General features: G+C 67.6%; 31 protein-coding genes. 28 read left to right on the forward strand and 3 right to left on the reverse strand.

What is annotated here, in order from left to right; translation table 11 throughout:
• Positions 1–43 precede the first annotated feature (43 nt).
• The 25 genes from fusA to map all read left to right on the forward strand — a co-directional run bounded on the left by fusA (position 44) and on the right by map (position 15,692).
• Complete coding sequence (fusA, locus tag IPG05_03300; GenBank protein ID MBK6494117.1) at positions 44–2,182, forward strand: elongation factor G; 2,139 nt, start codon at positions 44–46, stop codon at positions 2,180–2,182.
• Positions 2,183–2,307: 125 nt separating this feature from the next.
• Positions 2,308–3,510, forward strand: a complete 1,203-nt coding sequence (gene tuf / locus IPG05_03305; GenBank protein MBK6494118.1) for an elongation factor Tu — start codon at positions 2,308–2,310, stop codon at positions 3,508–3,510.
• A gap of 126 nt (positions 3,511–3,636) precedes the next feature.
• Complete coding sequence (gene rpsJ, locus IPG05_03310; protein MBK6494119.1) at positions 3,637–3,945, forward strand: 30S ribosomal protein S10; 309 nt, start codon at positions 3,637–3,639, stop codon at positions 3,943–3,945.
• Between the two features lie 3 nt (positions 3,946–3,948).
• Positions 3,949–4,566 carry a 50S ribosomal protein L3 gene (gene rplC, locus IPG05_03315; protein MBK6494120.1) on the forward strand — a complete coding sequence of 206 codons (618 nt, stop codon included), beginning with the start codon at positions 3,949–3,951 and terminating at the stop codon, positions 4,564–4,566.
• Entirely contained in the window at positions 4,559–5,257 is a 699-nt protein-coding gene (rplD, locus tag IPG05_03320; GenBank protein MBK6494121.1) for a 50S ribosomal protein L4, read from the forward strand. Before rplC ends, rplD begins: the two co-directional genes overlap by 8 nt.
• On the forward strand, positions 5,257–5,544 hold the full coding sequence (gene rplW, locus IPG05_03325; protein ID MBK6494122.1) for a 50S ribosomal protein L23: 288 nt from the start codon (positions 5,257–5,259) through the stop codon (positions 5,542–5,544). The genes rplD and rplW overlap by 1 nt, the downstream gene beginning before the upstream one ends.
• A complete protein-coding gene (gene rplB / locus IPG05_03330; GenBank protein MBK6494123.1) occupies positions 5,545–6,384 on the forward strand; it encodes a 50S ribosomal protein L2 in 840 nt (279 codons plus the stop codon).
• Positions 6,384–6,671 (forward strand): 30S ribosomal protein S19, encoded by a 288-nt coding sequence (gene rpsS, locus IPG05_03335; GenBank protein MBK6494124.1) that lies wholly within the window; start codon positions 6,384–6,386, stop codon positions 6,669–6,671. Before rplB ends, rpsS begins: the two co-directional genes overlap by 1 nt.
• A gap of 1 nt (position 6,672) precedes the next feature.
• Positions 6,673–7,029, forward strand: coding sequence for a 50S ribosomal protein L22 (gene rplV, locus IPG05_03340; GenBank protein ID MBK6494125.1), 357 nt, complete (start codon positions 6,673–6,675; stop codon positions 7,027–7,029).
• The gene (gene rpsC, locus IPG05_03345) at positions 7,029–7,709 is read left to right on the forward strand and encodes a 30S ribosomal protein S3 (GenBank protein ID MBK6494126.1); all 681 of its coding nucleotides are present in this window, start codon (positions 7,029–7,031) and stop codon (positions 7,707–7,709) included. The genes rplV and rpsC overlap by 1 nt, the downstream gene beginning before the upstream one ends.
• A gap of 4 nt (positions 7,710–7,713) precedes the next feature.
• Positions 7,714–8,127 carry a 50S ribosomal protein L16 gene (rplP, locus tag IPG05_03350; protein ID MBK6494127.1) on the forward strand — a complete coding sequence of 138 codons (414 nt, stop codon included), beginning with the start codon at positions 7,714–7,716 and terminating at the stop codon, positions 8,125–8,127.
• Positions 8,128–8,130: 3 nt separating this feature from the next.
• Positions 8,131–8,328, forward strand: coding sequence for a 50S ribosomal protein L29 (gene rpmC, locus IPG05_03355; GenBank protein MBK6494128.1), 198 nt, complete (start codon positions 8,131–8,133; stop codon positions 8,326–8,328).
• Between the two features lie 10 nt (positions 8,329–8,338).
• Positions 8,339–8,611 (forward strand): 30S ribosomal protein S17, encoded by a 273-nt coding sequence (rpsQ, locus tag IPG05_03360; protein MBK6494129.1) that lies wholly within the window; start codon positions 8,339–8,341, stop codon positions 8,609–8,611.
• Between the two features lie 17 nt (positions 8,612–8,628).
• Positions 8,629–8,997 carry a 50S ribosomal protein L14 gene (gene rplN, locus IPG05_03365; GenBank protein ID MBK6494130.1) on the forward strand — a complete coding sequence of 123 codons (369 nt, stop codon included), beginning with the start codon at positions 8,629–8,631 and terminating at the stop codon, positions 8,995–8,997.
• Positions 8,998–9,061: 64 nt separating this feature from the next.
• Positions 9,062–9,379: a 50S ribosomal protein L24 gene (gene rplX, locus IPG05_03370; protein ID MBK6494131.1), complete on the forward strand. Its 318-nt coding sequence runs from the start codon at positions 9,062–9,064 to the stop codon at positions 9,377–9,379.
• Positions 9,379–10,116: a 50S ribosomal protein L5 gene (gene rplE, locus IPG05_03375; GenBank protein ID MBK6494132.1), complete on the forward strand. Its 738-nt coding sequence runs from the start codon at positions 9,379–9,381 to the stop codon at positions 10,114–10,116. The genes rplX and rplE overlap by 1 nt, the downstream gene beginning before the upstream one ends.
• A 47-nt stretch (positions 10,117–10,163) precedes the next feature.
• Positions 10,164–10,559 carry a 30S ribosomal protein S8 gene (gene rpsH / locus IPG05_03380; GenBank protein ID MBK6494133.1) on the forward strand — a complete coding sequence of 132 codons (396 nt, stop codon included), beginning with the start codon at positions 10,164–10,166 and terminating at the stop codon, positions 10,557–10,559.
• A 9-nt stretch (positions 10,560–10,568) separates the two neighbouring features.
• Complete coding sequence (gene rplF / locus IPG05_03385) at positions 10,569–11,108, forward strand: 50S ribosomal protein L6 (GenBank protein MBK6494134.1); 540 nt, start codon at positions 10,569–10,571, stop codon at positions 11,106–11,108.
• The gene (rplR, locus tag IPG05_03390) at positions 11,108–11,479 is read left to right on the forward strand and encodes a 50S ribosomal protein L18 (GenBank protein MBK6494135.1); all 372 of its coding nucleotides are present in this window, start codon (positions 11,108–11,110) and stop codon (positions 11,477–11,479) included. Before rplF ends, rplR begins: the two co-directional genes overlap by 1 nt.
• Before the next feature lie 86 nt (positions 11,480–11,565).
• Positions 11,566–12,201 carry a 30S ribosomal protein S5 gene (gene rpsE / locus IPG05_03395; protein MBK6494136.1) on the forward strand — a complete coding sequence of 212 codons (636 nt, stop codon included), beginning with the start codon at positions 11,566–11,568 and terminating at the stop codon, positions 12,199–12,201.
• A 3-nt stretch (positions 12,202–12,204) separates the two neighbouring features.
• Positions 12,205–12,465 (forward strand): 50S ribosomal protein L30, encoded by a 261-nt coding sequence (gene rpmD, locus IPG05_03400; protein MBK6494137.1) that lies wholly within the window; start codon positions 12,205–12,207, stop codon positions 12,463–12,465.
• Positions 12,466–12,497: 32 nt separating this feature from the next.
• Positions 12,498–12,932, forward strand: a complete 435-nt coding sequence (rplO, locus tag IPG05_03405; GenBank protein MBK6494138.1) for a 50S ribosomal protein L15 — start codon at positions 12,498–12,500, stop codon at positions 12,930–12,932.
• Positions 12,932–14,251 carry a preprotein translocase subunit SecY gene (gene secY, locus IPG05_03410; GenBank protein MBK6494139.1) on the forward strand — a complete coding sequence of 440 codons (1,320 nt, stop codon included), beginning with the start codon at positions 12,932–12,934 and terminating at the stop codon, positions 14,249–14,251. Before rplO ends, secY begins: the two co-directional genes overlap by 1 nt.
• A 47-nt stretch (positions 14,252–14,298) precedes the next feature.
• Positions 14,299–14,940: an adenylate kinase gene (locus tag IPG05_03415; protein ID MBK6494140.1), complete on the forward strand. Its 642-nt coding sequence runs from the start codon at positions 14,299–14,301 to the stop codon at positions 14,938–14,940.
• Positions 14,937–15,692 carry a type I methionyl aminopeptidase gene (gene map / locus IPG05_03420; protein ID MBK6494141.1) on the forward strand — a complete coding sequence of 252 codons (756 nt, stop codon included), beginning with the start codon at positions 14,937–14,939 and terminating at the stop codon, positions 15,690–15,692. Before IPG05_03415 ends, map begins: the two co-directional genes overlap by 4 nt.
• A 41-nt stretch (positions 15,693–15,733) precedes the next feature.
• On the opposite strand, the gene IPG05_03425 is transcribed toward map, so the two are convergent.
• Positions 15,734–16,528: an inositol monophosphatase gene (locus tag IPG05_03425; protein ID MBK6494142.1), complete on the reverse strand. Its 795-nt coding sequence runs from the start codon at positions 16,526–16,528 to the stop codon at positions 15,734–15,736.
• Between the two features lie 36 nt (positions 16,529–16,564).
• On the opposite strand from IPG05_03425, the gene trpS reads away from it, so the two are divergent.
• The 3 genes from trpS to IPG05_03440 all read left to right on the forward strand — a co-directional run bounded on the left by trpS (position 16,565) and on the right by IPG05_03440 (position 19,935).
• Entirely contained in the window at positions 16,565–17,557 is a 993-nt protein-coding gene (gene trpS, locus IPG05_03430) for a tryptophan--tRNA ligase (GenBank protein ID MBK6494143.1), read from the forward strand.
• Positions 17,554–18,591 (forward strand): Flp pilus assembly complex ATPase component TadA, encoded by a 1,038-nt coding sequence (gene tadA, locus IPG05_03435; GenBank protein MBK6494144.1) that lies wholly within the window; start codon positions 17,554–17,556, stop codon positions 18,589–18,591. The genes trpS and tadA overlap by 4 nt, the downstream gene beginning before the upstream one ends.
• Before the next feature lie 63 nt (positions 18,592–18,654).
• A complete protein-coding gene (locus IPG05_03440; protein MBK6494145.1) occupies positions 18,655–19,935 on the forward strand; it encodes an adenylosuccinate synthase in 1,281 nt (426 codons plus the stop codon).
• A gap of 116 nt (positions 19,936–20,051) precedes the next feature.
• Here IPG05_03440 and IPG05_03445 read toward each other — a convergent pair whose 3' ends face one another.
• Together IPG05_03445 and IPG05_03450 are read right to left on the reverse strand one after the other, a co-directional pair.
• Positions 20,052–22,100: a hypothetical protein gene (locus IPG05_03445; protein MBK6494146.1), complete on the reverse strand. Its 2,049-nt coding sequence runs from the start codon at positions 22,098–22,100 to the stop codon at positions 20,052–20,054.
• Positions 22,097–23,293 (reverse strand): hypothetical protein, encoded by a 1,197-nt coding sequence (locus IPG05_03450; GenBank protein MBK6494147.1) that lies wholly within the window; start codon positions 23,291–23,293, stop codon positions 22,097–22,099. The genes IPG05_03445 and IPG05_03450 overlap by 4 nt, the downstream gene beginning before the upstream one ends.
• Position 23,294 lies beyond the last annotated feature (1 nt).

Raw genomic sequence — 23,294 nt, forward strand, 5'->3', positions numbered from 1 at the left:
GTCCGGTCCGGTCGCCCCGCTTTTTCGCTGGGAGTTGGAGAGCATGGCGCGACATACACCGATCCAGTTCTATCGCAACATCGGCATCATGGCCCATATCGACGCCGGGAAGACGACGACGACTGAGCGCATCCTCTATTACACGGGGAAGAGCCACAAGATCGGCGAAGTCCACGATGGCGCCGCGACGATGGACTGGATGGAGCAGGAGCAGGAGCGCGGGATCACGATCACGTCGGCCGCGACCACGTGTTTCTGGACGCGCCATGGCGAGAGCGACTCGACCGGGACGGGCGAGGAGCACCGCATCAACATCATCGACACGCCGGGCCACGTCGACTTCACCGTCGAAGTGGAGCGCTCGCTGCGCGTCCTCGATGGCTGCGTCGCGCTGCTCGACTCGGTCGCCGGTGTCGAGCCGCAGACCGAGACGGTGTGGAAGCAGGCCGACCGCTATCGCGTGCCGCGGATGATCTTCGCGAACAAGATGGACCGCGTCGGCGCGAACTTCGACCGCTGCCTGGCGATGATCAAGGACCGCCTGAGCCGCCGTGCGTTCGCCCTGCAGATCCCGGTCGGGTCGGGTGAGACGTTCACCGGCCACATCGACGTGATCACGCGCCGCCAGTACATCTTCGACGACTCGACGATGGGCAAGAAGTTCCAGGTCGTCGACTGTCCCGCCGAGTACCTCGAGGTCGTCAACGCGGCGCGGCATGCCGCGATCGAAGCGGCCGTCGAGTACGATGACGCGGTGATGGAGAAGTACCTGGGCGGCGAGGAGTTGACGGTCGACGAGATCCACAACGCGATCCGCAAGGCGACGATCGCGATGGAGTTCGTCCCGGTGCTCTGCGGCGCCTCGTTCAAGAACAAGGGCGTCCAGGCGCTGCTCGACTGCGTCATCGACTACCTGCCGAGCCCGGTCGACGTGCCGCCGATCGAAGGCCATGCCCCGGGCGACGAAGAGAAGAAGCTCGCCCGCCCGGCGACCGACGACGCGCCGTTCGCGGCGCTGGCGTTCAAGATCGCGACCGACCCGTTCGTCGGCCGCTTGACGTTCTTCCGCGTCTACTCGGGCAAGCTCGAGGCCGGCAGCTACGTCTACAACGCCACCAAGGACAAGCGGGAGCGGACGTCGCGCCTGCTGCAGATGCACGCCAACAAGCGTGAAGAAATTTCCGAGGTGCTGGCCGGCGACATCGGCGCGGCGATCGGCCTCAAGGACACCCGGACGGGCGACACGCTCTGCGATGCCGACAATCCGGTCATCCTCGAGTCGATGAAGTTCCCGGAGCCGGTCATCGACGTGGCGATCGAGCCGAAGTCGAAGGCCGACCAGGACAAGCTCGCGATCGCGATGCAGAAGCTGGCCGAGGAGGATCCGACGTTCCGCGTGCGGACCGACCCGGAGACCTCGCAGACGATCATCGCCGGCATGGGCGAGCTCCACCTGGAAATCCTGGTGGACCGCATGCGCCGCGAGTTCAAGGTCGAGGCCAACGTCGGCCGTCCGCAGGTGGCCTTCCGCGAGACGATCACCAAGGCCGTGCAGAACGTCGAAGGGAAGTTCGTCCGGCAGTCGGGCGGCAAGGGCCAGTTCGGCCACGTCGTCATCAACTGCGAGCCGGGTGACCAGGGCACCGGCTTCACCTTCGTCGACAAGATTGTCGGCGGCGTGGTGCCGCGCGAGTTCATCAAGCCGGCCGAAGCGGGCATGCGCGAGGCCCTCGAGAACGGCGTCCTCGCCGGCTACCCGATGGTCGACGTGAAGGCGACGCTGGTGTTCGGCTCGTACCACGACGTCGACTCGAGCGAAATGGCGTTCAAGATCGCCGGCTCGATGGCGATCAAGGAAGCGGTCCGCATGGCCGGCCCGATCATCCTCGAGCCGATCATGGAAGTCGAAGTGGTCTGCCCCGAGGACTTCCTCGGCGCGGTCATCGGCGACCTCTCGTCGCGGCGCGGCAAGATCGGCGGCATGACGCAGCGCGGCGAGTCGCAGGTCGTCGCCGGCCACGTCCCGCTCGCCGAGATGTTCGGCTACTCGACCACGTTGCGCAGCGCGACGCAGGGCCGGGCGGTCTACACGATGCAGTTCGCGCACTACGAGGAAGTCCCGAAGGCGGTGGCCGAGCAGATCATCGCGAAGAACGCCGGCCGGGACGTGGTGCGGTCGTAACGTAGGGGTCGTAGGGGCGCGGCCTGCCGCGCCCCCCGACAAGCGGTACGAAGGACGGGTTGTAGGGGCGCAGCATGCTGCGCCCATACTGGCGAAGACCACAACGCTGTAGCGGAGATCGGGACATGGCCAAGGCAAAGTTTGACCGCAGCAAGCCGCACGTGAACGTCGGGACGATCGGTCACGTCGACCACGGCAAGACGACGACGACGGCCGCGCTGACGAAGGTCTCGGCCGACAAGGGCTTCGGGACGAAGTACGTGGCGTACGACGAAGTGGCGAAGGCGTCGGAATCGCAGGGGCGTCGTGACTCGACGAAGATCCTGACGATCGCGACCTCGCACGTCGAGTACGAGACGGCGAACCGCCACTACGCGCACGTCGACTGCCCGGGCCACGCGGACTACGTGAAGAACATGATCACGGGTGCGGCGCAGATGGACGGCGCGATCCTCGTGGTGTCGGCCGTGGACGGCCCGATGCCGCAGACCCGCGAGCACATCCTCCTGGCGCGCCAGGTGAACGTGCCGAAGGTCGTGGTCTTCCTGAACAAGTGCGACCTGGTCGACGACGCGGAACTGCTCGACCTGGTCGAGCTCGAGGTCCGCGAGCTGTTGACGCAGTACCAGTTCGACGGCGACAACGCGCCGGTGATCCGGGGCTCGGCGATCAAGGCGATCGAGGGCGATCCGGTGTGGGTCGAGAAGATCCAGGAGCTGTACGACGCGCTGGACACGTACATCCCGGAGCCGATCCGCGAGACCGACAAGCCGTTCCTGATGCCGGTCGAGGACGTGTTCTCGATCACCGGCCGCGGCACGGTGGCGACGGGCCGGATCGAGCGCGGCCAGGTCAAGGTGCAGGAAGAGGTCCAGCTGGTGGGCTTCGGGGCGGAGAAGAAGGCGATCGTGACGGGCGTCGAGATGTTCCGCAAGCTGCTGGACTCGGGCATGGCGGGCGACAACGTCGGGTTGCTGCTCCGGGGCGTGGACAAGAACGAAATCGAGCGCGGGATGGTGCTGGCGAAGCCGGGGTCGGTGAAGCCGCACACGGAGTTCGAGGCCGAGGTCTACGTGCTGGGCAAGGATGAAGGGGGCCGTCACACGCCGTTCTTCAAGGGCTACCGGCCGCAGTTCTACTTCCGCACGACGGACGTGACGGGGAGCTGCGAGTTGCCGGCGGGCGTGGAGATGGTGATGCCGGGCGACAACATCCAGATGACGATCACGTTGATCACGCCGGTGGCGATGGACGAGGGGCTGCGCTTCGCGATCCGCGAGGGTGGCCGCACGGTCGGCGCCGGGGTCGTGACGAAGATCCTGAAGTAAGGCACGATCGATCATCGATCATCGATGATCGATGATCGCGGTGGAAGGCAGGGGGGCAATGTCGCCCCACAGCGGCAGTGACGCGGGACAATCCCGCGCCATGATGAGCATCAGAGAGGACTCACGATGGCTGGAAAGATCCGGATCCGCCTCAAGGCGTTCGACCACGTGGTGCTGGACCAGGCCGCGGCGGATATCGTACGCACTGCGGAAAAGACCGGTGCGCAAGTGTCGGGACCGATTCCCCTGCCGGTGAAGACCGAGCGGTGGACGGTGCTGCGCTCGCCGCACGTCGACAAGAAGAGCCGTGAACAGTTCGAGCTGCGGACGCACAAGCGCCTGCTCGACATCCACGACTCCAGGCCCCAGACGATGGACGCGCTGACGAAGCTGGATCTTCCGGCCGGCGTGGACGTCGAGATCAAGGTCGAGTAGTCCATGGCCATCATTGGACGCAAGCTCGGCATGACGCGTGTGTTTGCCGCGGACGGCACGGCAGTGCCGGTGACGGTGATCGAGGCTGGGCCCTGCCCGGTGCTCCAGGTCAACGAGGCGCAGGCGCAGCTCGGCTACGGCCGGCGCAAGGCGCAGCGCACGACCGGCGCCGCCCTCGGCCACGCCAAGAAGGCTGGCTTCGACTACGCCCCGCAGGTGATCCGCTCGTTCCAGGTTCCTGGGATGGAGCTGACCGCCGGCTCGATGGTGACGGTCGACATCTTCGCCGACGGCGACCTGGTCAAGGTCACCGGGACGACGAAGGGTCGCGGTTTCCAGGGTGTCGTCCACCGGCACGGCTTCCACGGCGGCCCCGCCTCGCACGGCAACACCCGTCACCGGAAGCCCGGCTCGATCGGCCCCGGCACGGACCCGTCGCGCGTGATCAAGGGGAAGAAGATGCCCGGCCACCACGGTGCCGAGCGTCACACCGAAATGGGCCTGACGATTGTCCGGGTCGACGCCGAGCGGAACCTGCTGTTCGTGCGCGGGGCAGTCCCCGGCTCGAAGAACGGCATCGTGACGGTCGCGAAGCAGGGAGGAAAGAGCCGCCATGATTAACGCGCCGCATTATTCCGCCAAGGGCGTGAAGCGCGCCGAGGCGTATGCGCTCCCGGCCGAGCTGTTCGACGGCACGGTGAACGAGGACGTGCTCCACCAGGCGGTGAAGTCGTTCCTCGGCAACCAGCGCCAGGGCACGCACAAGGTGAAGACCCGCGCCGAAGTCTCCGGCGGTGGTCGCAAGCCGTACAAGCAGAAGGGCACCGGCCGCGCCCGTCAGGGCTCGAACCGCGCGCCGCATTGGCGTGGCGGCGGTGTCGCCTTCGGTCCGAGCCCGCGCTCGTACCGGACCGAGTTGCCGAAGAAGGTCCGTCAGCTCGCCCGCCGCTCGGCGCTCAATGCCCGGGCCCGCGAGGGAATGCTGCACGTGATCGAGACGGTTGCCTTCCAGGCGCCGAAGACCCAGGAGCTGCTCGGCCTGCTGGCCAAGCTGTCGCTCGAGGGCGTGAAGACGCTGATCCTGACCGACGGCAGCAAGCCGGCGGTGTACCTGAGCGCCCGCAACGTGCCGCACCTCACGGTGTTGCCGTTTGCCGACGCCTCGGCGTATGACATCCTGCGCGCGGACGCGCTGGTGATCGAGGGGACGGCGTTCGGCGGCGAGGCCGAGGTCGAGGAGACCGAGGCGGCCCCGAAGGCGAAGAAGTCGGCTGCCAAGAAGAAGGCCGCCCCCACGACGGAGAGTGAGTGATGGCGGACCTGCACGGCATCCTGGTGCGTCCGATGATCACCGAGAAGAGCTCGGCCGCGTGGCAGGATCGCGGCGAGTACGTCTTCGAGGTGCATCCGGAGGCGACCAAGGACCAGATCAAGGCGGCGCTGAAGCAGTTCTTCGGCGTGAATGCCACCAAAGTTCGCACCATGCAGATGCGCCGCAACGCGATCGCCCGGGGCAAGACCCGTGGCGTGACGCCGCGTTGGAAGAAGGCCATCGTGACCCTGAAGGACGGCGAATCATTGGCCGTGTTCGAGGGCTAAATGAGTATTCGTCAGTTCCGCCCGATCACTGCGGGCACGCGCTTCCGTTCGGTCTCGGGTTTCGACGAGATCACCCGGGGCACCCCTGAGAAGTCGTTGCTCGAGCCCCTGACGTCGTCGGGCGGCCGCAACAACCAGGGCCACGTCACCTCGCGGCATCGCGGCGGTGGCCACAAGCAGATGTACCGTCGCGTCGACTTCAAGCGCGACAAGTTCGGGATCCCGGCGCGCGTGGCCGAGATCGAGTACGATCCGAACCGCACGGCCCGGATTGCACTGCTCTTCTACGCCGACGGCGAGAAGCGCTACATCCTGCATCCGGCCGGCCTGAAGCAGGGCGACATGGTGATGAGCGGCCCGGGGAGCGACATCCGCGTGGGCAACGCGGTGCCGCTGGCCGAGGTGCCGCTGGGTACCATGGTGCACAACATCGAGCTGAAGATCGGCAAGGGCGGCCAGATGGCCCGCTCGGCCGGTCAGGGCGCCCAGGTGCTGGCCCGCGAGGGCGAGTACGTGACGCTGCGGATGAAGTCGTCGGAAATGCGGCTGGTGCATGGCCGCTGCCTGGCGACGATTGGCGAGGTCGGCAACTCGGAACACGAGCTGCTCTCGGTCGGCAAGGCCGGCAAGAGCCGGTGGCAGGGCAAGCGGCCGCACGTGCGCGGCGTTGCCATGAACCCGGTGGACCACCCGCTCGGCGGCGGCGAAGGCAAGACCTCGGGCGGACGTCCGCCGGTCTCGCCTTGGGGCAAGCCTGAGGGGACGAAGACGCGGAAGCGGAAGAAGGCATCGAACCGACTCATCGTGCGCGGGCGCAAGCGCGGGAAGGCGACCAAGTAATGGCACGCAGCATCCGGAAGGGCCCCTTCGTTCAGCAGGCGCTGGCCGACAAGGTCGTCGCCCTGAACAGCAAGAACGAGAAGAAGGTCGTCAAGACCTGGAGCCGGGCGAGCACCATTCTCCCCGAGTTCGTCGGTCACACCTTCGCCGTGCACAACGGGAACAAGTTCGTCCCGGTGTACGTCTCCGAGAACATGGTCGGCCACAAGCTGGGCGAGTTCGCGCCGACCCGACTGTTCCGCGGCCACAGCGGCAAGCTGGTCGCGGACAAGAAGGCGAAGGCCTGATATGCATGGCTATGCGATTCAGCGCTCGGTTCGGCAGTCCCCGCGCAAGATGCGCCTGGTGATGGACCTGATCCGTGGCAAGAATGTCAATGAGGCCTACGCGCTCCTCATGTTCAACAAGAAGCTGGCGGCGAAGCAGATCGCGAAGACGCTGAAGTCGGCGGTCGCGAATGCGGAGCAGAAGGCCCTCCTGGCCAACGAGGCGTTCGACGTCGACCTGCTGGTCGTCTCGGATGCGCAGGTGGACATGGGCTCGCCGCTCAAGCGGTTCGCCGCCGCGGCACAGGGCCGGGCGACGCCGATCCGGAAGCCGACCAGTCACGTCAAGATTGCCGTGACGACGAAGGGGGCGAAGTAATGGGTCAGAAGACGCATCCAGTCGGATTCCGGCTCGGGATCACCAAGCAGCCGCTGTCGCGGTGGTATGCGGCGGCGAAGGACATGCCGGCGCTGCTGGCCGAGGACCGCCTGATCCGTGACTACATCCAGCGCCGTCTCGGGCACGCGGCGATCGCCGAAGTGCACATCGAGCGGAAGCCGGGCAAGGTGACGGTCACGATTCACACCGGGCGACCGGGCGTGGTGATCGGCAAGCGCGGCGCCGAAGTGGACAAGCTCCGCGAGGAGCTGGCCATGGTGCTCGAGCGCCAGTTGAAGGTGAACAAGGATGTCGCGGTGAACGTCGAGGAGATCAAGCGGCCGGAGCTCTCGGCCAAGCTGGTCGCCGACAACATCGCCGCGCAGCTGGAGCAGCGCATCTCGTTCCGCCGGGCGCTCAAGCGCGCCGTGCAGAGCGCGATGCGGATGGGCGCCCAGGGCATCCGCGTGCGGGCGGCGGGTCGCCTCGGCGGCGCCGAAATCGCGCGGACGGAAGGCTACCGCGAAGGGCGGGTGCCGCTCCACACGCTGCGCGCCGACATCGACTACGCGACGGGCACGGCGAAGACGACCTACGGCGCCATCGGCATCAAGGTCTGGATCTTCAAGGGCGAGGTCGTGGACGACATGAGCGGCCGCACCTACAGCACGGGGGCCTGACACCATGTTGGCACCGAAGCGGATCAAGTTCCGCAAGACGTTCAAGGGGCGCACGAAGGGCGTGGCCACCCGCGGGAATTCCGTGGCGTTCGGCGAGTGGGCGATCACCTCGCTCGAGCCGGGGTGGATCACCAACCGCCAGATCGAGGCGGCCCGCGTGGCGATGACCCGTGAGATGAAGCGTGGCGGCAAGGTGTGGATCCGGATCTTCCCGGACAAGCCGATCACGAAGAAGCCGGCCGAAACCCGCATGGGCAAGGGCAAGGGCAATCCGGAAGGGTGGGTGGCCGTGATCAAGCCGGGCCGCGTGCTCTTCGAAGTGGATGGCGTGACGGAAGAGTTGGCTCGTGCCGCGTTGGCGCTGGCCCAGGCGAAGCTGCCGGTCCGGACCCGCGTCCTCAAGCGCGAGGAGATCTGAGGCATGACGAATAGCGTGGACCTGCGGGCGCTCTCGGTCGAGGAGCTCGAGGCAAAATTGGCCGAGCTGCGGGAGGAGCGCTTCCGCCTGCGCTTCCGCGCCGCGACGGAGACGATTGAAAATCCGATGCGGTTCCGGACCATCCGACGCGATGTGGCGCGGGTGTTGACGATCCTGGGCGAGAAGCGCCGCGAGGCGTGAGGAGATGGCGATGACTGAGAAGACGACTGCCGCCGAACGCCTCGCCCGGAAGATCCGTACGGGCGTCGTGACGAGCGACAAGATGCAGAAGACGGTGACCGTCGTGCTGGAGCGCCGCCTGGCGCATCCGAAGTACGGGAAGCAGGTCACCCGCAGCAAGAAGGTGAAGGTTCGCAACGACCATGACGCCAAGGCGGGCGACACGGTGAAGATCATGGAGACGCGCAAGCTGGCGAAGACGGTCCATTGGCGGACTGTTGAGCTGGTTCTGCGGGCTCGCTAGGCCGGGGAGACGAGACGATGGTACAGCAGGAGAGCATCCTGAAGATCGCGGACAACTCGGGGGCCCGTAAGGCGCTCGTGATCCGGGTCCTCGGCGGGTCGCGGCGGCGCTACGCCTCCCTGGGCGACCGGGTGGTGGTGGCGATCAAGGACGCCATTCCGACCGGCCAGGTGAAGAAGGGCGACGTGGCGAAGGCCGTGATCGTGCGGACCGCGAAGGAAGTGCGCCGGAAGGACGGGTCGTACATCCGCTTCGACGAGAACGCGGCGGTCATCATCGATGACAAGGGCGAACCGAAGGCGACCCGCATCTTCGGGCCGGTGGCCCGCGAGCTGCGCGAGAAGCGCTACATGAAGATCGTCTCGCTGGCGCCGGAGGTGCTCTGACATGAAGCAGCTCGTCTACAAGAAGGCGAAGCGCGTCCGTCACAAGGCGCCCGTGTCGGTCCGGATGCACATCACCAAGGGTGACACCATCCAGGTGATCTCGGGCGACGACAAGGGGAAGCGCGGCACCGTCCTTCGGGTCTACCCGAAGACCGGCCGCGTGACCGTGGATGGCGTGAACCTGGCGAAGCGGCACCGCCGCCCGACCCAGACGACGGAGGGGGGCATCTTCACGTTCGCCGCTCCGCTCCACCACTCGAAGGTGATGCTGATCGACCCGACGACGGGCGCACCGACCCGGATCCGGCGGCAGAAGGATGCTGACGGGACCGTGGAGCGGATCGCCATCAAGTCCGGGGCAGCAATTCCGAGGACCCGGTAATGGCGAAGACTCCGACGAAGGGCGGCAAGGACGGCGCGAAGGCGCCGGCCAAGGGTGGCGGCGGCGCGAAGGGTGGCGGCGCGGCGAGCGGCAAGAAGGCGAGCTCGGGCGGCGCCAAGGGCGCGGTCTCGACCCTGCCGGTCGACGCCGCCCCCAAGGCACGCGTGGGCAAGCCCCGCATGCAGCTCCACTACGAAGAGGTCGTGCGCGCGCGGCTGGTGAAGCAGTTCGGCCTCACCAACCCGAACGCCGTGCCGAAGCTCGTGAAGATCGTGCTCAACGTCGGCCTGGGTGAGGGCGCCAAGACGCCGCGCCTGGTCGACGTCGCGGTCGAGGAGTTGGCGATGGTCACCGGGCAGAAGGCCGTGGTGACCAAGGCGAAGAAGGCGATCGCGAATTTCGGCCTCCGGGCCGGGATGCCGGTCGGCTGCGCGGTGACCCTGCGCGGCGCCCGGATGTACGAGTTCCTCGACCGCTTCATCACGCTCTCGGTGCCGCGCATGCGCGACTTCCGCGGGCTGCCGACGAAGAGCTTCGACGGTCGCGGCAACTACACCTTCGGGATCAAGGAACAGATGGTCTTCCCGGAGATCGACTACGACAAGGTCGAGAATGTCCACGGGATGGACATCACGCTGGTGACCACGGCGGGTCGCGATGATCTCGCGATGGCGCTGCTGCGCGAGTTTGGCTGGCCCTTCCGCGGGGAGACGCCGACGTCTCTCCGAGTGGCCTGAGGGAGCGCGATGATGATGACGAACGGGACCAAGAGGGACGGCAACGCATGAGCATGACAGATCCAGTCGCGGACATGCTGACTCGCATCCGCAACGCCTGCTCGGCGGGGCACAAGCGCGTGGACATGCCCGCGTCGAAGCTCAAGAGCGAGCTCGCGCGCCTGCTGCGCGACAATCACTACATCGCGGACTTCAAGGTGCTGGAGGACGGCCCTGCGGGGACGCTCCGCCTGTACCTGAAGTACCACAACGAAATGCCGGTGATTCGCGAGCTGCAGCGCGTCTCCTCGCCGGGGCTCCGTCGGTACGTCAAGTGCCGCGACCTCCCGCGCGTGAAGAACGGGCTCGGCATCGCGATCGTCTCGACCCCGAAGGGGTTGATGACGGACCGCGACGCGCGCACGGCCAACCTGGGCGGCGAACTTCTCGCCGTCGTCTGGTAGGAGGCGGCCATGTCACGCATTGGCAAGAAGGCGATTCCGTTGCCGGCCGGCGTCACGGCGAGCATCGAGGGGACCACGGTGACGGTGAAGGGGCCGAAGGGCTCGCTCACCCGCACCCTGCCCCAGGACATCACGCTGCGGATGGAAGGCGGCGAGATCCTGGTCGAGCGCCCGAGTGAGGCGACCCGGCACAAGGCGCTCCACGGCCTCTCGCGCACCCTCGTGGCCAACATGGTCGAGGGCGTGTCGAAGGGCTACGTGAAGGCGCTCGAGCTGCAGGGCGTCGGCTACAAGGCCGAAGCGAAGCCCTACGGCGTCAACCTCGTCGTCGGCCTCTCCCACCAGGTGCCCATCAAGGCGCCGGACGGGATCAAGCTGATCTGCGAGACCCCGACGCTGCTCAAGGTGGAGGGGATCAACAAGGAACTGGTCGGCCAGGTGGCCGCCGAGATTCGCAGCGTGCGCCCGCCCGAGCCGTACAAGGGGAAGGGCATTCGTTACCAGGGTGAGCAGGTCCGCCGCAAGGCGGGCAAGACGGGAGCCAAGTAATGCGGGCTATTCATTCACCGAAGCGCCGGGAAGACCGCCGCTATCGTCGTCACCTCCGCGTCCGCCTTCGGGTGGCCGGCACCGCCGAGCGTCCGCGCCTCGTGGTGTACCGTTCGCTGAAGCACATCTACGCCCAGCTCGTCAACGACGACCTTGGCGTGGCCCTGCTCGGTGTCTCGGATACCTCCGAGGGCATCGCCCTCAAGGGTGAAGGGAAGACTGCGAAGGCTGCCGCCGTCGGCCAGTTGCTGGCCGAGAAGGCGAAGGCCGCCGGGATCACCAAGGTGGTGTTCGACCGGGCTGGCTACCAGTATCACGGCCGTGTGAAGGCCGTGGCCGAGGGCGCCCGCGAGGGCGGATTGGAGTTCTAATGAGCGACGAGACGAAGGCGCCGGAAACGGCGAGCGCCCCCGAAGCCCCGCGGCCGAGCAACAACAGCGGCGGGCAGCAGGGTGGCATGGGTGGCGGTGGCGGCACCGGCACGCACGGCAACCGCGGGCGTGGCCCCGGTCGCGGGGGCGGGCAGGGTGGCGGCGGCCGTGGTCCGGGCGGCGGCGGGCGGGGTGGTCCGCGTCGTGACGACCGCAACGAGGCGGAGAAGGAATTCGTCGAGAACGTCGTGTCGATCAATCGCGTCGCCAAGGTCGTGAAGGGCGGTCGCCGCTTCTCGTTCAACGCCCTCGTGGCGATTGGCGACGGGAAGGGGAAGATCGGCATCGCGACGGGCAAGGCGAACGAAGTCTCCGAGGCGGTGCGCAAGGCGGTCGAGGCGGCCAAGCGGGCGATGGTCGTCATCCCCCGGACGGGCACCACGATTCCGCACGAGATCATCGGCGAGCACGGCGCGGGTCGCGTCCTGCTGCGGCCGGCGGCGAGCGGTACCGGCGTCATCGCCGGTGGCCCCGTCCGCATGGTGCTCGAGTGTGCCGGGATCACCGACATCCTCACCAAGAGCCTTGGCTCGAACAATCCGCACAACATGGTGCGGGCCACGGTCCAGGGGCTGCAGTCGCTGGTGTCGGTCGCGCAGATCGCGCGCGAGCGCGGCGTCGAAGTGGACCAGATCGGCTATCGCGCCCGTCAGGAGGCCTGAGTCATGGGACGGAATCCAGTTGTTGGTCGCCAGGGACCGGCGCATCATGCCGCCGTCATCCCCAGCGAGGCTGAGGCGACGCGCCTCCGGGTCAAGCAGATCCGGTCGGGCATCGGCCACGCCGAGACGATGAATCGGACGCTCAAGTCGATCGGGCTGCGCCACCACCAGGCCGTGATCGAAGTCGACAATACCGCGACGATGCGCGGGATGCTGTTCAAGGTGCGCCACCTCGTCGAGGTGTCGCCGGCCGGGAGCAAGTAAGCATGGCAGACAAGACCAAGGGCGTCGAGCAGATCACGCTGTCGAACCTGCGTCCGGCCCCGGGCTCGCACCGGAACCGGAAGCGGATCGGGCGGGGTCCGGGCTCGGGCACCGGCAAGACCTCCGGCAAGGGCCACAAGGGTTCGAAGGCCCGCTCCGGCGGCGCCACGAACCCGGGCTTCGAAGGCGGCCAGATGCCGATGTACCGCCGCCTCCCGAAGCGCGGCTTCACGAACCCGTTCAAGGTGACCTTCCTCGCCGTGAACCTCCGCCACCTGGCGAAGGTGACCGACGCGGAGATCTCGCCGGCCACGCTGTTCGCCGCCGGCATTCTCAAGAACGTCGATGAGCCGGTGAAGCTGCTCGGCCACGGCGAGATCACTCGCGCCGTCACCGTCCGCGGCATGCCGGTCTCCGCGGCGGCGAAGGTGAAGGTCGAGGCGGCAGGCGGCCGGGTCGAGGACTGATGACCGCGCCCACCACGCCGGGCCTCAACATCGATGACGAGCTGAGCAAGAAGCTCAAGTTCGTCCTGATGGCCGTGCTGATCTACCGGGTCGGTGCCCACATCGCGGCGCCGATGGTGGATGTCGTGGCCCTCTCGACCGCGATCCAGAGTTCGGCCTCGGCCGGGCTCTTCCAGTTGTATGACGCCCTGGGCGGCAACCTGCAGAAGGCGGCGATCTTCGCCCTCGGCATCATGCCGTACATCTCCGCGTCCATCGTCTTCCAGCTGGGCGCCGGCGTCGTGCCGACCCTCAGCAAGATGCAGAAGGACGAGGAAGGCCGGAAGCAGATCACCCAGTGGACCCGCTACCTCACGGTGGCGATCGCCCTGGCGCAGGCCTACACCTTCACGCTCTTCGTCGAGTCGATTCCGGGCGCCGTGCCCGAGATCGGGATGCTCTCGCGCTTCGTGATGGTGGCGACGCTGACCACCGGCGCGATCTTCGTGATGTGGCTTGGCGAGCAGATCACCGAGCGCGGCATCGGCAACGGGATGAGCCTGCTCATCGCGGTCTCGATCCTCGAGCGCCTCTGGCCCTCGCTGCTCCAGCTCGTCGGCTTCGTGAAGGACGGCGTGGTGTCGTTCCTGGGCGCCTCGACCTTCCTCGTCGTCCTGGTCGCCATGGTGGCCGGCGTCGTGGCGATGACGCTCGCCTCGCGGAAGATTCCGATCCAGATCCCGCGCAAGGTGATGGGCCGCGGCCGGATCCGCGAAGGCCAGAAGACCTTCATCCCGATCCGGCTGATCACCGCCGGCGTGATGCCGATCATCTTCGCCCAGACGGTCATCCTGGTGCCGACCACGGCCGCGCGCTTCTCGAGCTCGGAGATGATGACCGAGTTCGCGAACTTCCTGGCGCCCGACACCACCGCGTACTCGCTCATCTTCGCGCTGCTGATCGTGGTGTTCTCGTACTTCTACACCTCGATCATCTTCAACTCGGTCGAGCTGGCCGAGAACCTGAAGAAGCAGGGCGCCTTCATTCCGGGCGTCAAGCCGGGCTCCGCGACTGCCGACTACATCGACGGCGTCCTCGGCCGGATCACGCTTCCGGGCTCGCTCTTTCTCGCCTTCATCGCCATCGTGCCGATCATCGTGGCCGGGGCGCTCGGCGTGTCGCAGTTCTCGCTCGGCGGCACCTCGATCCTGATCGTGGTCGGCGTCATGCTCGACACGATCGCCCAGATCGAGCAGCACCGCACGCTGCGCAAGTACGACGGCTTCATGAAGTCGGGTCGCATCAAGTATCGCGGCCGTTCGAGCCGCTTCGGGATGTAGGCCGGACGACCGCACGGCACTATTGTGAACGGTGAACGGTGAACGGGATGGCCTTCCGACCCGTTCACCGTTTACCGTTTAGCGATCACCCCCTGATTTTCTCGCACGCACGGAGTTCGCTCGTGGACATCCTGCTTCTTGGCCCGCCGGGCGCCGGCAAGGGCACTCAGGGCGCACTGCTCGCCGAGTCCCTCGGCCTGCCGAAGTTTGCCACCGGGGACCTCCTGCGCGACGCGGTCAAGCGCGGCACGCCGCTCGGGCTGCAGGCGCGCGCCCTCATGGAGGCCGGTCACCTGGTGGGGGATGACCTGATCCTCGGAGTCATCCGCGCCGAGTTGGCCAAGCCGGAGGCCGCGCAGGGCGTGATCTTCGACGGCGTGGTGCGCACCATCCCGCAGGCGGAGGGGATGGCCGCCCTGCTCGCCGATGCGAAGCGGAAGATGACCCACGTCCTCTTCTTCGAGATTGCCGATGAGGTGATTCTCGGTCGCCTGGTCAAGCGTCGCGAGATCGAGGGGCGCGCCGACGACGATCCGGCCGCGGTCGCCACCCGCCTCGAGGCCTATCGTCGGCAGACGGCGCCGGTGCTCGCCTGGTATGAGGCGCACTGTGGCGTGACGATCATCGACGCGGTCGGGAGCGTCGACGAGGTTGCCGCGCGCGTGCGTGCGGCGGTGTCGACGGCGTGATCACCATCAAGTCGGCGCGGGAGCTGGACACCATGGCCCGCGCCGGACGGATCCTGCACGCCACGCTGCAACGGATGCGAGAGATCATCCGCCCCGGGATGTCGACCGAGGATCTCGATGCGGAGGCCGAACGCTTCATCCGGTCGCACCCCGGCGCACTCCCCTCGTTCAAGGGCCTCTACGGCTTCCCGAAGACGCTCTGCATTTCCATCGACGAGGAGATCGTCCACGGCATCCCCTCGCCCCGGCGCATCCTCGCCGAGGGGTCGATCGTCTCCGTGGATTGCGGCGTCTGCATCGAGGGACTGCACGCCGACTCGGCCACGACCATGCCCGTCGGGGAGATCACGGCCGAAGCGCAGCGACTCCTCGACGTGACGCAGGAGTCCCTCGTCGCCGGGATCGCCGCCTGCACGGTCGGGCACCAGGTCGGTGACATCGGCCACGCCGTGCAGACCGTGGCCGAGGCGGCCGGCTTTGGCGTGGTGCGCGAACTCGTGGGCCACGGCATCGGCACCCGGTTCCATGAGGAGCCGCAGGTTCCCAACTTCGGCAAGCCGGGACGCGGCGCGGCGCTTCGCGCCGGCATGACCCTCGCCATCGAGCCGATGATCACGCTGGGCAAGCCCGCGACCAAGACGCTCAAGGACAAGTGGACCGTGGTCACGGCAGACGGATCACTCGCTGCCCACTTCGAGCACACGGTGGCGATTCTGGAGAGTGGGCCGAGGGTGCTCACAGACGGGTCGTAAGTAAGGTCATAGGTCGTAGGTCGTAGCTCACGACTTACGACTTACGACTTACGACTTACGACGCCCCGCAACCACCCCGCCATCTCCGCACTCCCCGCCACTACCCCGCTGTGCTCCACGCCGATGTCCCGACCGTCGAAATCGGTGACCACCCCTCCCGCTTCGCGCACCAGCACGATCCCCGCCGCCATGTCCCATGGTGCCAGCATCAGTTCCCAGAACCCCTCGAAGCGCCCCAGCGCCACATCGACCAGGTCGAGCGCCGCGGAACCACCGCGCCGGACGCCCGCGGTCGCGGAGAGCACGGCGGCCATCTGGGGGAGGTAGGTCGGAATCATGTCGGGGTGCTTGAACGGGAAACCTGTCCCGATCAGCGCCTGGCCGGGCTCCCGAATGGTGGAGACCCGCATCCGTTCCCCGTTGGCCCAGGCCCCGCCACCCTGCCAGGCGGTATAGCGTCGGTGCATCGTGGCGTGGAAGACGGTCCCGGCCACGAGCTGGCCGTCGATCGCCGCGCCGATCGAGACGCACCACGTTGGGTGGCCGTGGAGGAAGTTGGTGGTGCCGTCGAGCGGGTCCACCACCCAGACCAGGCCGTCCATCGCCATCGCATCGGGCGACATCTCTTCGCCCAGGACCCGGCTGGACGGCTCGGCCCGCAACAGCGTCTCGCGTATCCGCTCCTCCGCCCCCTGATCGATCGCGGTGACGTAGTCGTGGTGGCCCTTGGCGGTCCACTCGGCAGGGTCCGGCCGGCGGGCGTTCAGGAGGAAGGTGGCGGCACGGGCGGCGGCCCGTTCGGCCAGTCGCGCCAGGGCGGCGGCGTCCCGGCTCATGTTGCCGCCCCCCTGCGCTGGCGGTAGTTTGCCGCCATGGCACGCATCTTCTCGGGCATCCAGCCCTCCGGTGAAATGCACATTGGCAACTGGCTCGGGGCGATCCAGAACTACGTCGCCCTCCAGGATGGCAACGATTGTCTCTACTGCGTCGTCGATCAGCATGCGATCACCGGCAGCTACGACGTCGCGACACTGGCGGACCGCACGCGGGAGATGGCGATCTCGCTCCTGGCCGCCGGCGTCGACCCGTCGCGCGCCGTGCTCTTCGTACAAAGTCACGTGCCGCAACACGCCACGCTCGCCTGGCTGCTGGCCACGATCGCACCGCTCGGTGAACTCGAGCGCATGACCCAGTACAAGGATAAGTCGCAGCGGTTCGAATCGGTGCCGACCGGCTTGCTCACCTATCCGGTGCTGATGGCGGCCGACATCCTCCTCTATCGTGCGGAGTCGGTGCCGGTCGGCGAAGATCAGGTGCAGCACCTCGAGCTCGCGCGCGAACTGGCCCGGCGCTGGAACGCCGCCTTTGCGAAGGAGACGCCGTTCTTTCCGGAACCGAAGCCGATCCTCTCGCCGGCGAAACGAATCATCGGCCTCGACGGGCAGGCGAAGATGTCGAAGTCGCTCGGCAACACGATCGGGGTCACCGAGTCGCCCGAGTCGATCTGGCAGAAGCTGCGGCCGGCGATGACCGATCCGGCGCGGAAGCTGAAGACGGACCCGGGCACGCCGGAGATCTGCAACATCTACGCGCTCCACCGCCACTTCTCCCCCGAGGCCACGGTGGTCGAGGTGGCCGCCAACTGTCGCAGTGCCGGGTGGGGCTGCATCGATTGCAAGAAGGTGCTGGCGGCGAACCTGACGGCACGACTGGCCCCGATGCGCGAGCGCTCGCTCGAACTACGCGCGCAGCCCGGGGTGGTGCGCCAGGTGCTCGGTGATGGTGCCGCCACCGCCCGTCGTCTGGCGGCCGAAACGATGACCGATGTGACCGACCGGATGGGCTTTCTCGTGGAGGGAGCATGACCACCACTTCGCCGATGCTGGCGCGAGTCCTCAAGGCCGCGGTGCTGCGCGATGCCTCCGACGTCCACGCCAAGGCCGGGGACGTCTTCCGGGCGCGGGTCGGCGGCGTGCTGGTGCCGTTGACCAAGCAGCGCCTGACGCCGGCGCAGACGCGCGCACTGGCCGCGACCTTCGCCGGCATCGAACTCGACGACCCTCGCCTCGACACGCTGCGCGACTTCGATTGCTCGTGGGGGGTGCCCGGGATCGGCCGCTTCCGCGTCAATGTCTCCCGGCAGCGATCGTCGTTCATGGTGGTGCTGCGGGTCATCCAGTTCTCGGTGCCCACGCCCGAGGGGCTGCGGCTGCCCGAGTTCGTCGCGCGCTTCGCCGAGGCCGAGGACGGACTGGTGATCGTGGCGGGCCCGAGTGGCTCGGGGAAGACCTCGACCATTGCCGCGATGGTGCATCACATCAACCGTTCACGGGAGCGGCACGTCGTGACGCTCGAGGATCCGATCGAGTTCCTCCACCGTGATCTCGCCAGCTCGATCACCCAGCGCGAGATCGGCACCGACACGGCGGATGTGGCCGGCGGCATTCACGCCGCGCTCCGGCAGGACGCCGACGTCATCGTCATCGGGGATCTCCGCGACTCGCTCGCCGTGGATCGCGCCATCCGCGCCGCAGAGTCGGGCTGCCTGGTGCTGGCGGCGGTCAGCGCCAGCGACGCCACCTCGGCGCTGATGCAGCTGGTGGCGACGTTGCCCGCCGGGGAACGCGACGTCGGACGGATGCGGCTCGCCGTGGTGCTGCGTGCCGTGGTGGCCCAGCGCCTGGTCGCCAACCCGGAGGGTGAGGGGCGGCTGCCGATCCTCGAGTGGATGGAACCGATTCCGGCCCTGCGGGACGCGCTGGCCGGCGGGGGCGAGGCCGCGGCCCTCCAGAAGGCGCTCGACCGCGCCACCAAGGAGGGAAAGGGGGAGACCTTCGCGAGGGCGATGGCCGAGGCGGGCATCGCCGCTGAATTGACCCCCCGGCCCCGGACGCACTAGCTTTCGGGGAAGTCGTTCAACGGCCTCGCGAGGGGCCGTTTTCTTGTGCCGGAAGGGTGAGCCATGTTCGACCGGAAGCACAGCTGCATCGTGGTGGTCGGCGCCCAGTGGGGCGACGAAGGGAAGGGGAAGCTCGTCGACGTCCTCGCGGAGCAGGCGAACGTCGTCGTCCGCTATCAGGGCGGCGCCAATGCCGGCCACACCGTGGTCGTCGGCGATCGGCAATTCGTCCTGCACCAGATCCCCTCGGGGATCCTCCACGCCGGGGCGAAGTGCGTCGTGGGCAACGGCGTCGTGCTCGATCCCGAGACCTTCTTCGCCGAGCTCGACGAATTGGCCACGCAGGGGATCGATGTCGGCGGACGGCTGTTCATCTCCGACCGCGCCCACGTCGTCCTGCCGTACCACAAGCTGCTGGACGCGGCGAGCGAGAAGCAGCAGCAGATCGGGACGACGGGGCGGGGCATCGGCCCGACGTACGAAGACAAGATCGGCCGCCGCGGTGTCCGCGTCGCCGACCTGATCCGCGCCACCGTGTCGCGGGAGATGGTGGCGGAGCGCATCGAGCGAGCCAATGCGCTCCTCGCGATGATGGGGTCGACGATGCGCGCCGACCTGGACGAGCATCTCGCCTTGATGGCACGCCTGGGTGCCCGTCTGCGGCCCTTGGCGACGGACACGGGATTGATGGTCCACCAGGCGCTCCGCGGGGGCCAGCGCGTCCTTCTTGAGGGCGCACAGGGCGCCCTGCTCGACGTGGACCACGGCACCTACCCGTTCGTGACCTCGTCCAACACCACGGCCGGTGGCGCGGCGATCGGCGCCGGCATCGGTCCGACCGAGATCGACGGCGTCCTCGGCGTGGTCAAGGCCTACACGACCCGCGTCGGCAACGGCCCGCTGCCGACCGAAGCGGGCGGGGACCTCGAGGAGCGGCTGCGCACCCTTGGGGGCGAGTTCGGCGCCACCACCGGCCGGCCACGTCGCTGCGGCTGGTTTGATGCGACCGTCGTCCGCTATTCCGTCCGGGTCAACGGCCTGACCGGGCTGGCGGTCACCAAGCTCGACGTCCTCGACTCGTTCGCCGAGATCCCGGTCTGCACCGCCTACCGCCTCGACGGCGACGTCTGCGGCGAAGTGCCGAGCGATGTCGAACGACTCGGCCGCGTGGAGCCCGTGTACGAGACGCTCCCGGGGTGGCAGCAACCCACCGACGGCGCGCGCAAGCTGGCCGACCTGCCGCCGGCGGCGCGGGCCTATCTCGACCGGCTGCAGGACCTCTCCGGCGCACCCATCCGGTATGTGAGCGTGGGGACGCGAAGGGATCAGATCATCGAGTGTTAGGCGTGGGTCGTTAGTCATAGGTCGTAAGTCGTAGGTCGTAGGTCGACGAAGGCCGGCATCCCAAGAGGATGCCGGCCTTCGCGTTGTACGACTTACGACTTACGACTTATGACCCCTCACTGCGCCCGCAAATCCGCGAAGTAGGCCGCCAATCCCTTCTGGGCCAACCACACCGGGTCGAGTTCGTAGTAGCGCGACTCGATGAAGCGACCGGTGGTCGGGAAGTAGGGCGGCGGATTGATCGCGCCGCAGGGATCGTACGCGTGCGCCTCGGCGTAGCCGTAGGAGGACGAGCTGTTATACGCACTGTAGGTGTAGTAATCGACCCGACCCATCGCGATGCCGCCGCTGACCCGCACGCATCCGGCCGGCGCGCCGCCACACCGCTCGGCGGTGGCCGTCGCGTCGAACGTCCCCGTGAGGTAGTAGGGGGCGGTCGGACCCGGCACGCCGTTCAGGCCGGTCGCGTAGAAGTTGCCACTCGTCCCGCTCCCGCTGCCTGCCGCGAGGATGAACATGTTGAACTGCTCATCCGCCGGCGTGTCGTCGAAGCCGCCGAACATGCGCGCCGCGACGCGGAACGGCGTCTGCACGTTGTTGTCGGCGATGATCGCGTCGAGCGTCGCGATGCTCCCCATGATGTCGCCTTCTGCGTCGCACTTGGTGCCCGGCGCGTTGTGATACAGCACATCGTCGGCAAGGATGATGTTGCCGGTGGCGAAGACCGAGACGCGGCCGCGGAGCTTGCCGCTGACCGCGACGTCGCCCTGCACGAAGACCACGCCCTTGAAGTTGACGTTCGCGCCGAGCGGAATGAGGTACGCCGCATCGGAGCGAACGGCACTCAGGCCTGTCATCGCGCCGGCGCGACGCTTCTTCCAGAAGCCCATCGGATACACGGCCGCGTCGGTGACCGTCGAGTCCGGCGTGATCACGCTGGAGCCGGTCGTGGAAAAGAGCTCAGGCGCGCCACCCAGCAGGCACTTGCGGGTGCCCGCGGGCGATGGCGAGGCGGCCATGGAGGCCGGGCGGGTCCCCTGGGTGCCGCCGGAGAGAACGTACTGCACGGCGGCGCGCTTCACGGAGGCCGCACCCGCGACGTTGTCGTAGACGCTCTTGGCGGAGTAGAACTCCTGGTTGCCGTTGAGGTTGACGACCGCACCGCAGTTCAGCGAATACATGTTGGGGTCGTCGTTGTACGTCGTGCCGGCCGGAACGCGTGGCCACCGGCGGCCGGTGGCATAGGCCAACACGGAGTCCGAGGTGTTTTTCGCGACCCAGACCCGCATGAAGCCCTCATTCCACTCGATCGTGCCGTTGCTGTTCACGTCGACGGTGAGGAATTCGATGCGCATCCCCGGCGTGTGCGACCCGGTGGTGGGCGCGGTCAGGTCGTAGTCGCCATTGGCCGCATCGGCATCCTGGGCGTACTGCCGCATCAGGTTGATGCGTGCCGGTGTCGGCCAGGGCACCGCCGAGGCGCTGACCTTGATCCCCTTGCGATAGTCGCCGGAGCTCTGATTCGTCACCGACCCGACGACCGTCACCGGGCCGGCGAACACGATCTTCGGCGAGGTGCACCCCGACTGCAACTTGAGGGCATTGTTGGAGTGGAACGGCCCCGTGATCGACTCGCCGCAGCCATACGCCGCCGAGCCGGCCCAGTTGTTGACCGCCACCGCGAACTTGGCCCACGACTCCTGGGTCAGCAGCAGCCGCCGCGCCGCGACGGCGCCGCGTCCGTCACGGATCACGGAGAGTGCGCTGGCGAAGTTGCTGCCGTACTGCCCGGCCGTGGCCGAGCCGCCGGTGCGCCCGCCGGTCCGTCCCACGTAGAGGGAGCGGGAGATGTTCGGCACCGTGCCGCCCAGGGCGTCGAGCACCGGGGCGTTGCTGGCCATCGTCGTGAAGCCATTGAACGGCAGTAGCGAATCGAAGATGCCGCGGTTGAGCGAGTCGCGGATGATCTCGAGGCCGCCGTTCGCCGCCGATTGCAGTGCGGCTTCCTTCGCCGTGAACTTGGTGGTCTCCTGGGCGGCACCGCTCATCAGGATCGCGCCCATGGCCATCGCCGCGATGGCGATCGAAATCAGCAGCGTGAGGATCAGGGCGGCACCGCGCCGATTGTGGCGCGACGCTCGGAGGCGAGGCAACAGGCTGGTCATGGCGCGGCGCTCGTGGTGATGGCGGTGGTCCGGATCGTGGACTGCGACGGCGTGCAGTCCTGGGCGGCGATGCCGAAGGTGTAGCCGGTCGAGAAGGCGTGGCCGGTGATGTCAGTCGTGTAACTCGTCTGGCCAGCCTCGGACCGGACGACGAGCAACGGCTCCGCCCAGACGGTGGCCGAAGAGAGTCGCCGCCAGATGATGTACTGCGTGACGTCCTGCTCACCCGCCTCCTGGTCCGGCGACGCCGTCCACGCGATCCGGATCACTCCGTCGCCGGGATTCGGCTCGGTGGCCGTGAGGGCGCCCGGTTCGAGCGGGACGCGCCCGCAGACGGTCGGCAGCGGGATGCCGTTGTTCGGCACTTCGATGGTCGTCGAGAGGTCGCGGAATCGTTCGGCCGTGCCGCTCTCGCCGTTGGTCAATCGGAAGTGCATCCGCACGGCGCGGATCGAGTCGGGCCGGACATAGTTCGCCGAGTCGGTGGCGGAAAGGCCGGCGACCAGCGGGCGACGGATCAGCGGGAGCACCCCGGCCGGCGCGATCTGGAGCGTGTCGCCCGTCGAGAGTTGCCGCTGCATCAGATACTGGAAGAACGGCTGGCCATTCGGATGCGCCAGGATGTTGCGCGCAACGATTTCCGGCGTCCCGGCGTTGACGCGTTGCCAGAGCACATAGTCATCGCTGCGCGTGGTGCCTGCATCCAGCGAGAAGTAGAGGATGTACGTCTCGGCCGCCGACGGGGAGCCGTTGCCGAGCTGGTAGGTCTCCGGCGGATAGGTGTAGGATGGCGACGAGTTCGGAATGGCGGCCTGTGCGGCCTGGGTCCAGGCCGTGGTCTCTTCGAGCGGGGTGTCGACGTTGAAGTACGTGGCCCAGCGCATGTCGACGGTGTCCTGTTCGACATAGTCGGTGTTGAAGGCCAGCACGCCGTTGGCCCCGTAGACCAGCACGGGCTGGTTGTTGGGGGTGCCGGCGCCCATGGTCCGGATGATCCGTTCGGCCGCCTCGATGGCGCCGCGAGCGTTTTCGATCAGGTCGTAGCGGGCCGTGTTGTTCTTGAAGTTCTGGCTCTGCGACCGGAACAGCGCATAGGTGGCTCCCGTGACGAACGTCAGCACGGTGACCGCGAGCAGCAGCTCCATCAGCGAGAAGCCGGCTCGGCGCAGCATGGGGGGCGTCGGTTGGGTCATG

The sequence above is a fragment of the Gemmatimonadota bacterium genome, from assembly GCA_016704275.1.
Lineage (GTDB): Bacteria > Gemmatimonadota > Gemmatimonadetes > Gemmatimonadales > GWC2-71-9 > Palsa-1233.

Excerpts from the sequence above, each read along its gene's own strand:
- fusA (MBK6494117.1), top strand. The coding sequence starts at position 44 with ATGGCGCGACATACACCGATCCAGTTCTATCGCAACATCGGCATCATG.
- tuf (MBK6494118.1), top strand. The coding sequence starts at position 2,308 with ATGGCCAAGGCAAAGTTTGACCGCAGCAAGCCGCACGTGAACGTCGGG.
- rpsJ (MBK6494119.1), top strand. The coding sequence starts at position 3,637 with ATGGCTGGAAAGATCCGGATCCGCCTCAAGGCGTTCGACCACGTGGTG.
- rplC (MBK6494120.1), top strand. The coding sequence starts at position 3,949 with ATGGCCATCATTGGACGCAAGCTCGGCATGACGCGTGTGTTTGCCGCG.
- rplD (MBK6494121.1), top strand. The coding sequence starts at position 4,559 with ATGATTAACGCGCCGCATTATTCCGCCAAGGGCGTGAAGCGCGCCGAG.
- rplW (MBK6494122.1), top strand. The coding sequence starts at position 5,257 with ATGGCGGACCTGCACGGCATCCTGGTGCGTCCGATGATCACCGAGAAG.
- rplB (MBK6494123.1), top strand. The coding sequence starts at position 5,545 with ATGAGTATTCGTCAGTTCCGCCCGATCACTGCGGGCACGCGCTTCCGT.
- rpsS (MBK6494124.1), top strand. The coding sequence starts at position 6,384 with ATGGCACGCAGCATCCGGAAGGGCCCCTTCGTTCAGCAGGCGCTGGCC.
- rplV (MBK6494125.1), top strand. The coding sequence starts at position 6,673 with ATGCATGGCTATGCGATTCAGCGCTCGGTTCGGCAGTCCCCGCGCAAG.
- rpsC (MBK6494126.1), top strand. The coding sequence starts at position 7,029 with ATGGGTCAGAAGACGCATCCAGTCGGATTCCGGCTCGGGATCACCAAG.
- rplP (MBK6494127.1), top strand. The coding sequence starts at position 7,714 with ATGTTGGCACCGAAGCGGATCAAGTTCCGCAAGACGTTCAAGGGGCGC.
- rpmC (MBK6494128.1), top strand. The coding sequence starts at position 8,131 with ATGACGAATAGCGTGGACCTGCGGGCGCTCTCGGTCGAGGAGCTCGAG.
- rpsQ (MBK6494129.1), top strand. The coding sequence starts at position 8,339 with ATGACTGAGAAGACGACTGCCGCCGAACGCCTCGCCCGGAAGATCCGT.
- rplN (MBK6494130.1), top strand. The coding sequence starts at position 8,629 with ATGGTACAGCAGGAGAGCATCCTGAAGATCGCGGACAACTCGGGGGCC.
- rplX (MBK6494131.1), top strand. The coding sequence starts at position 9,062 with ATGCACATCACCAAGGGTGACACCATCCAGGTGATCTCGGGCGACGAC.
- rplE (MBK6494132.1), top strand. The coding sequence starts at position 9,379 with ATGGCGAAGACTCCGACGAAGGGCGGCAAGGACGGCGCGAAGGCGCCG.
- rpsH (MBK6494133.1), top strand. The coding sequence starts at position 10,164 with ATGAGCATGACAGATCCAGTCGCGGACATGCTGACTCGCATCCGCAAC.
- rplF (MBK6494134.1), top strand. The coding sequence starts at position 10,569 with ATGTCACGCATTGGCAAGAAGGCGATTCCGTTGCCGGCCGGCGTCACG.
- rplR (MBK6494135.1), top strand. The coding sequence starts at position 11,108 with ATGCGGGCTATTCATTCACCGAAGCGCCGGGAAGACCGCCGCTATCGT.
- rpsE (MBK6494136.1), top strand. The coding sequence starts at position 11,566 with ATGGGTGGCGGTGGCGGCACCGGCACGCACGGCAACCGCGGGCGTGGC.
- rpmD (MBK6494137.1), top strand. The coding sequence starts at position 12,205 with ATGGGACGGAATCCAGTTGTTGGTCGCCAGGGACCGGCGCATCATGCC.
- secY (MBK6494139.1), top strand. The coding sequence starts at position 12,932 with ATGACCGCGCCCACCACGCCGGGCCTCAACATCGATGACGAGCTGAGC.
- IPG05_03415 (MBK6494140.1), top strand. The coding sequence starts at position 14,299 with ATGGCCTTCCGACCCGTTCACCGTTTACCGTTTAGCGATCACCCCCTG.
- IPG05_03425 (MBK6494142.1), bottom strand. The coding sequence starts at position 16,528 with ATGAGCCGGGACGCCGCCGCCCTGGCGCGACTGGCCGAACGGGCCGCC.
- trpS (MBK6494143.1), top strand. The coding sequence starts at position 16,565 with ATGGCACGCATCTTCTCGGGCATCCAGCCCTCCGGTGAAATGCACATT.
- tadA (MBK6494144.1), top strand. The coding sequence starts at position 17,554 with ATGACCACCACTTCGCCGATGCTGGCGCGAGTCCTCAAGGCCGCGGTG.
- IPG05_03440 (MBK6494145.1), top strand. The coding sequence starts at position 18,655 with ATGTTCGACCGGAAGCACAGCTGCATCGTGGTGGTCGGCGCCCAGTGG.
- IPG05_03445 (MBK6494146.1), bottom strand. The coding sequence starts at position 22,100 with ATGACCAGCCTGTTGCCTCGCCTCCGAGCGTCGCGCCACAATCGGCGC.
- IPG05_03450 (MBK6494147.1), bottom strand. The coding sequence starts at position 23,293 with ATGACCCAACCGACGCCCCCCATGCTGCGCCGAGCCGGCTTCTCGCTG.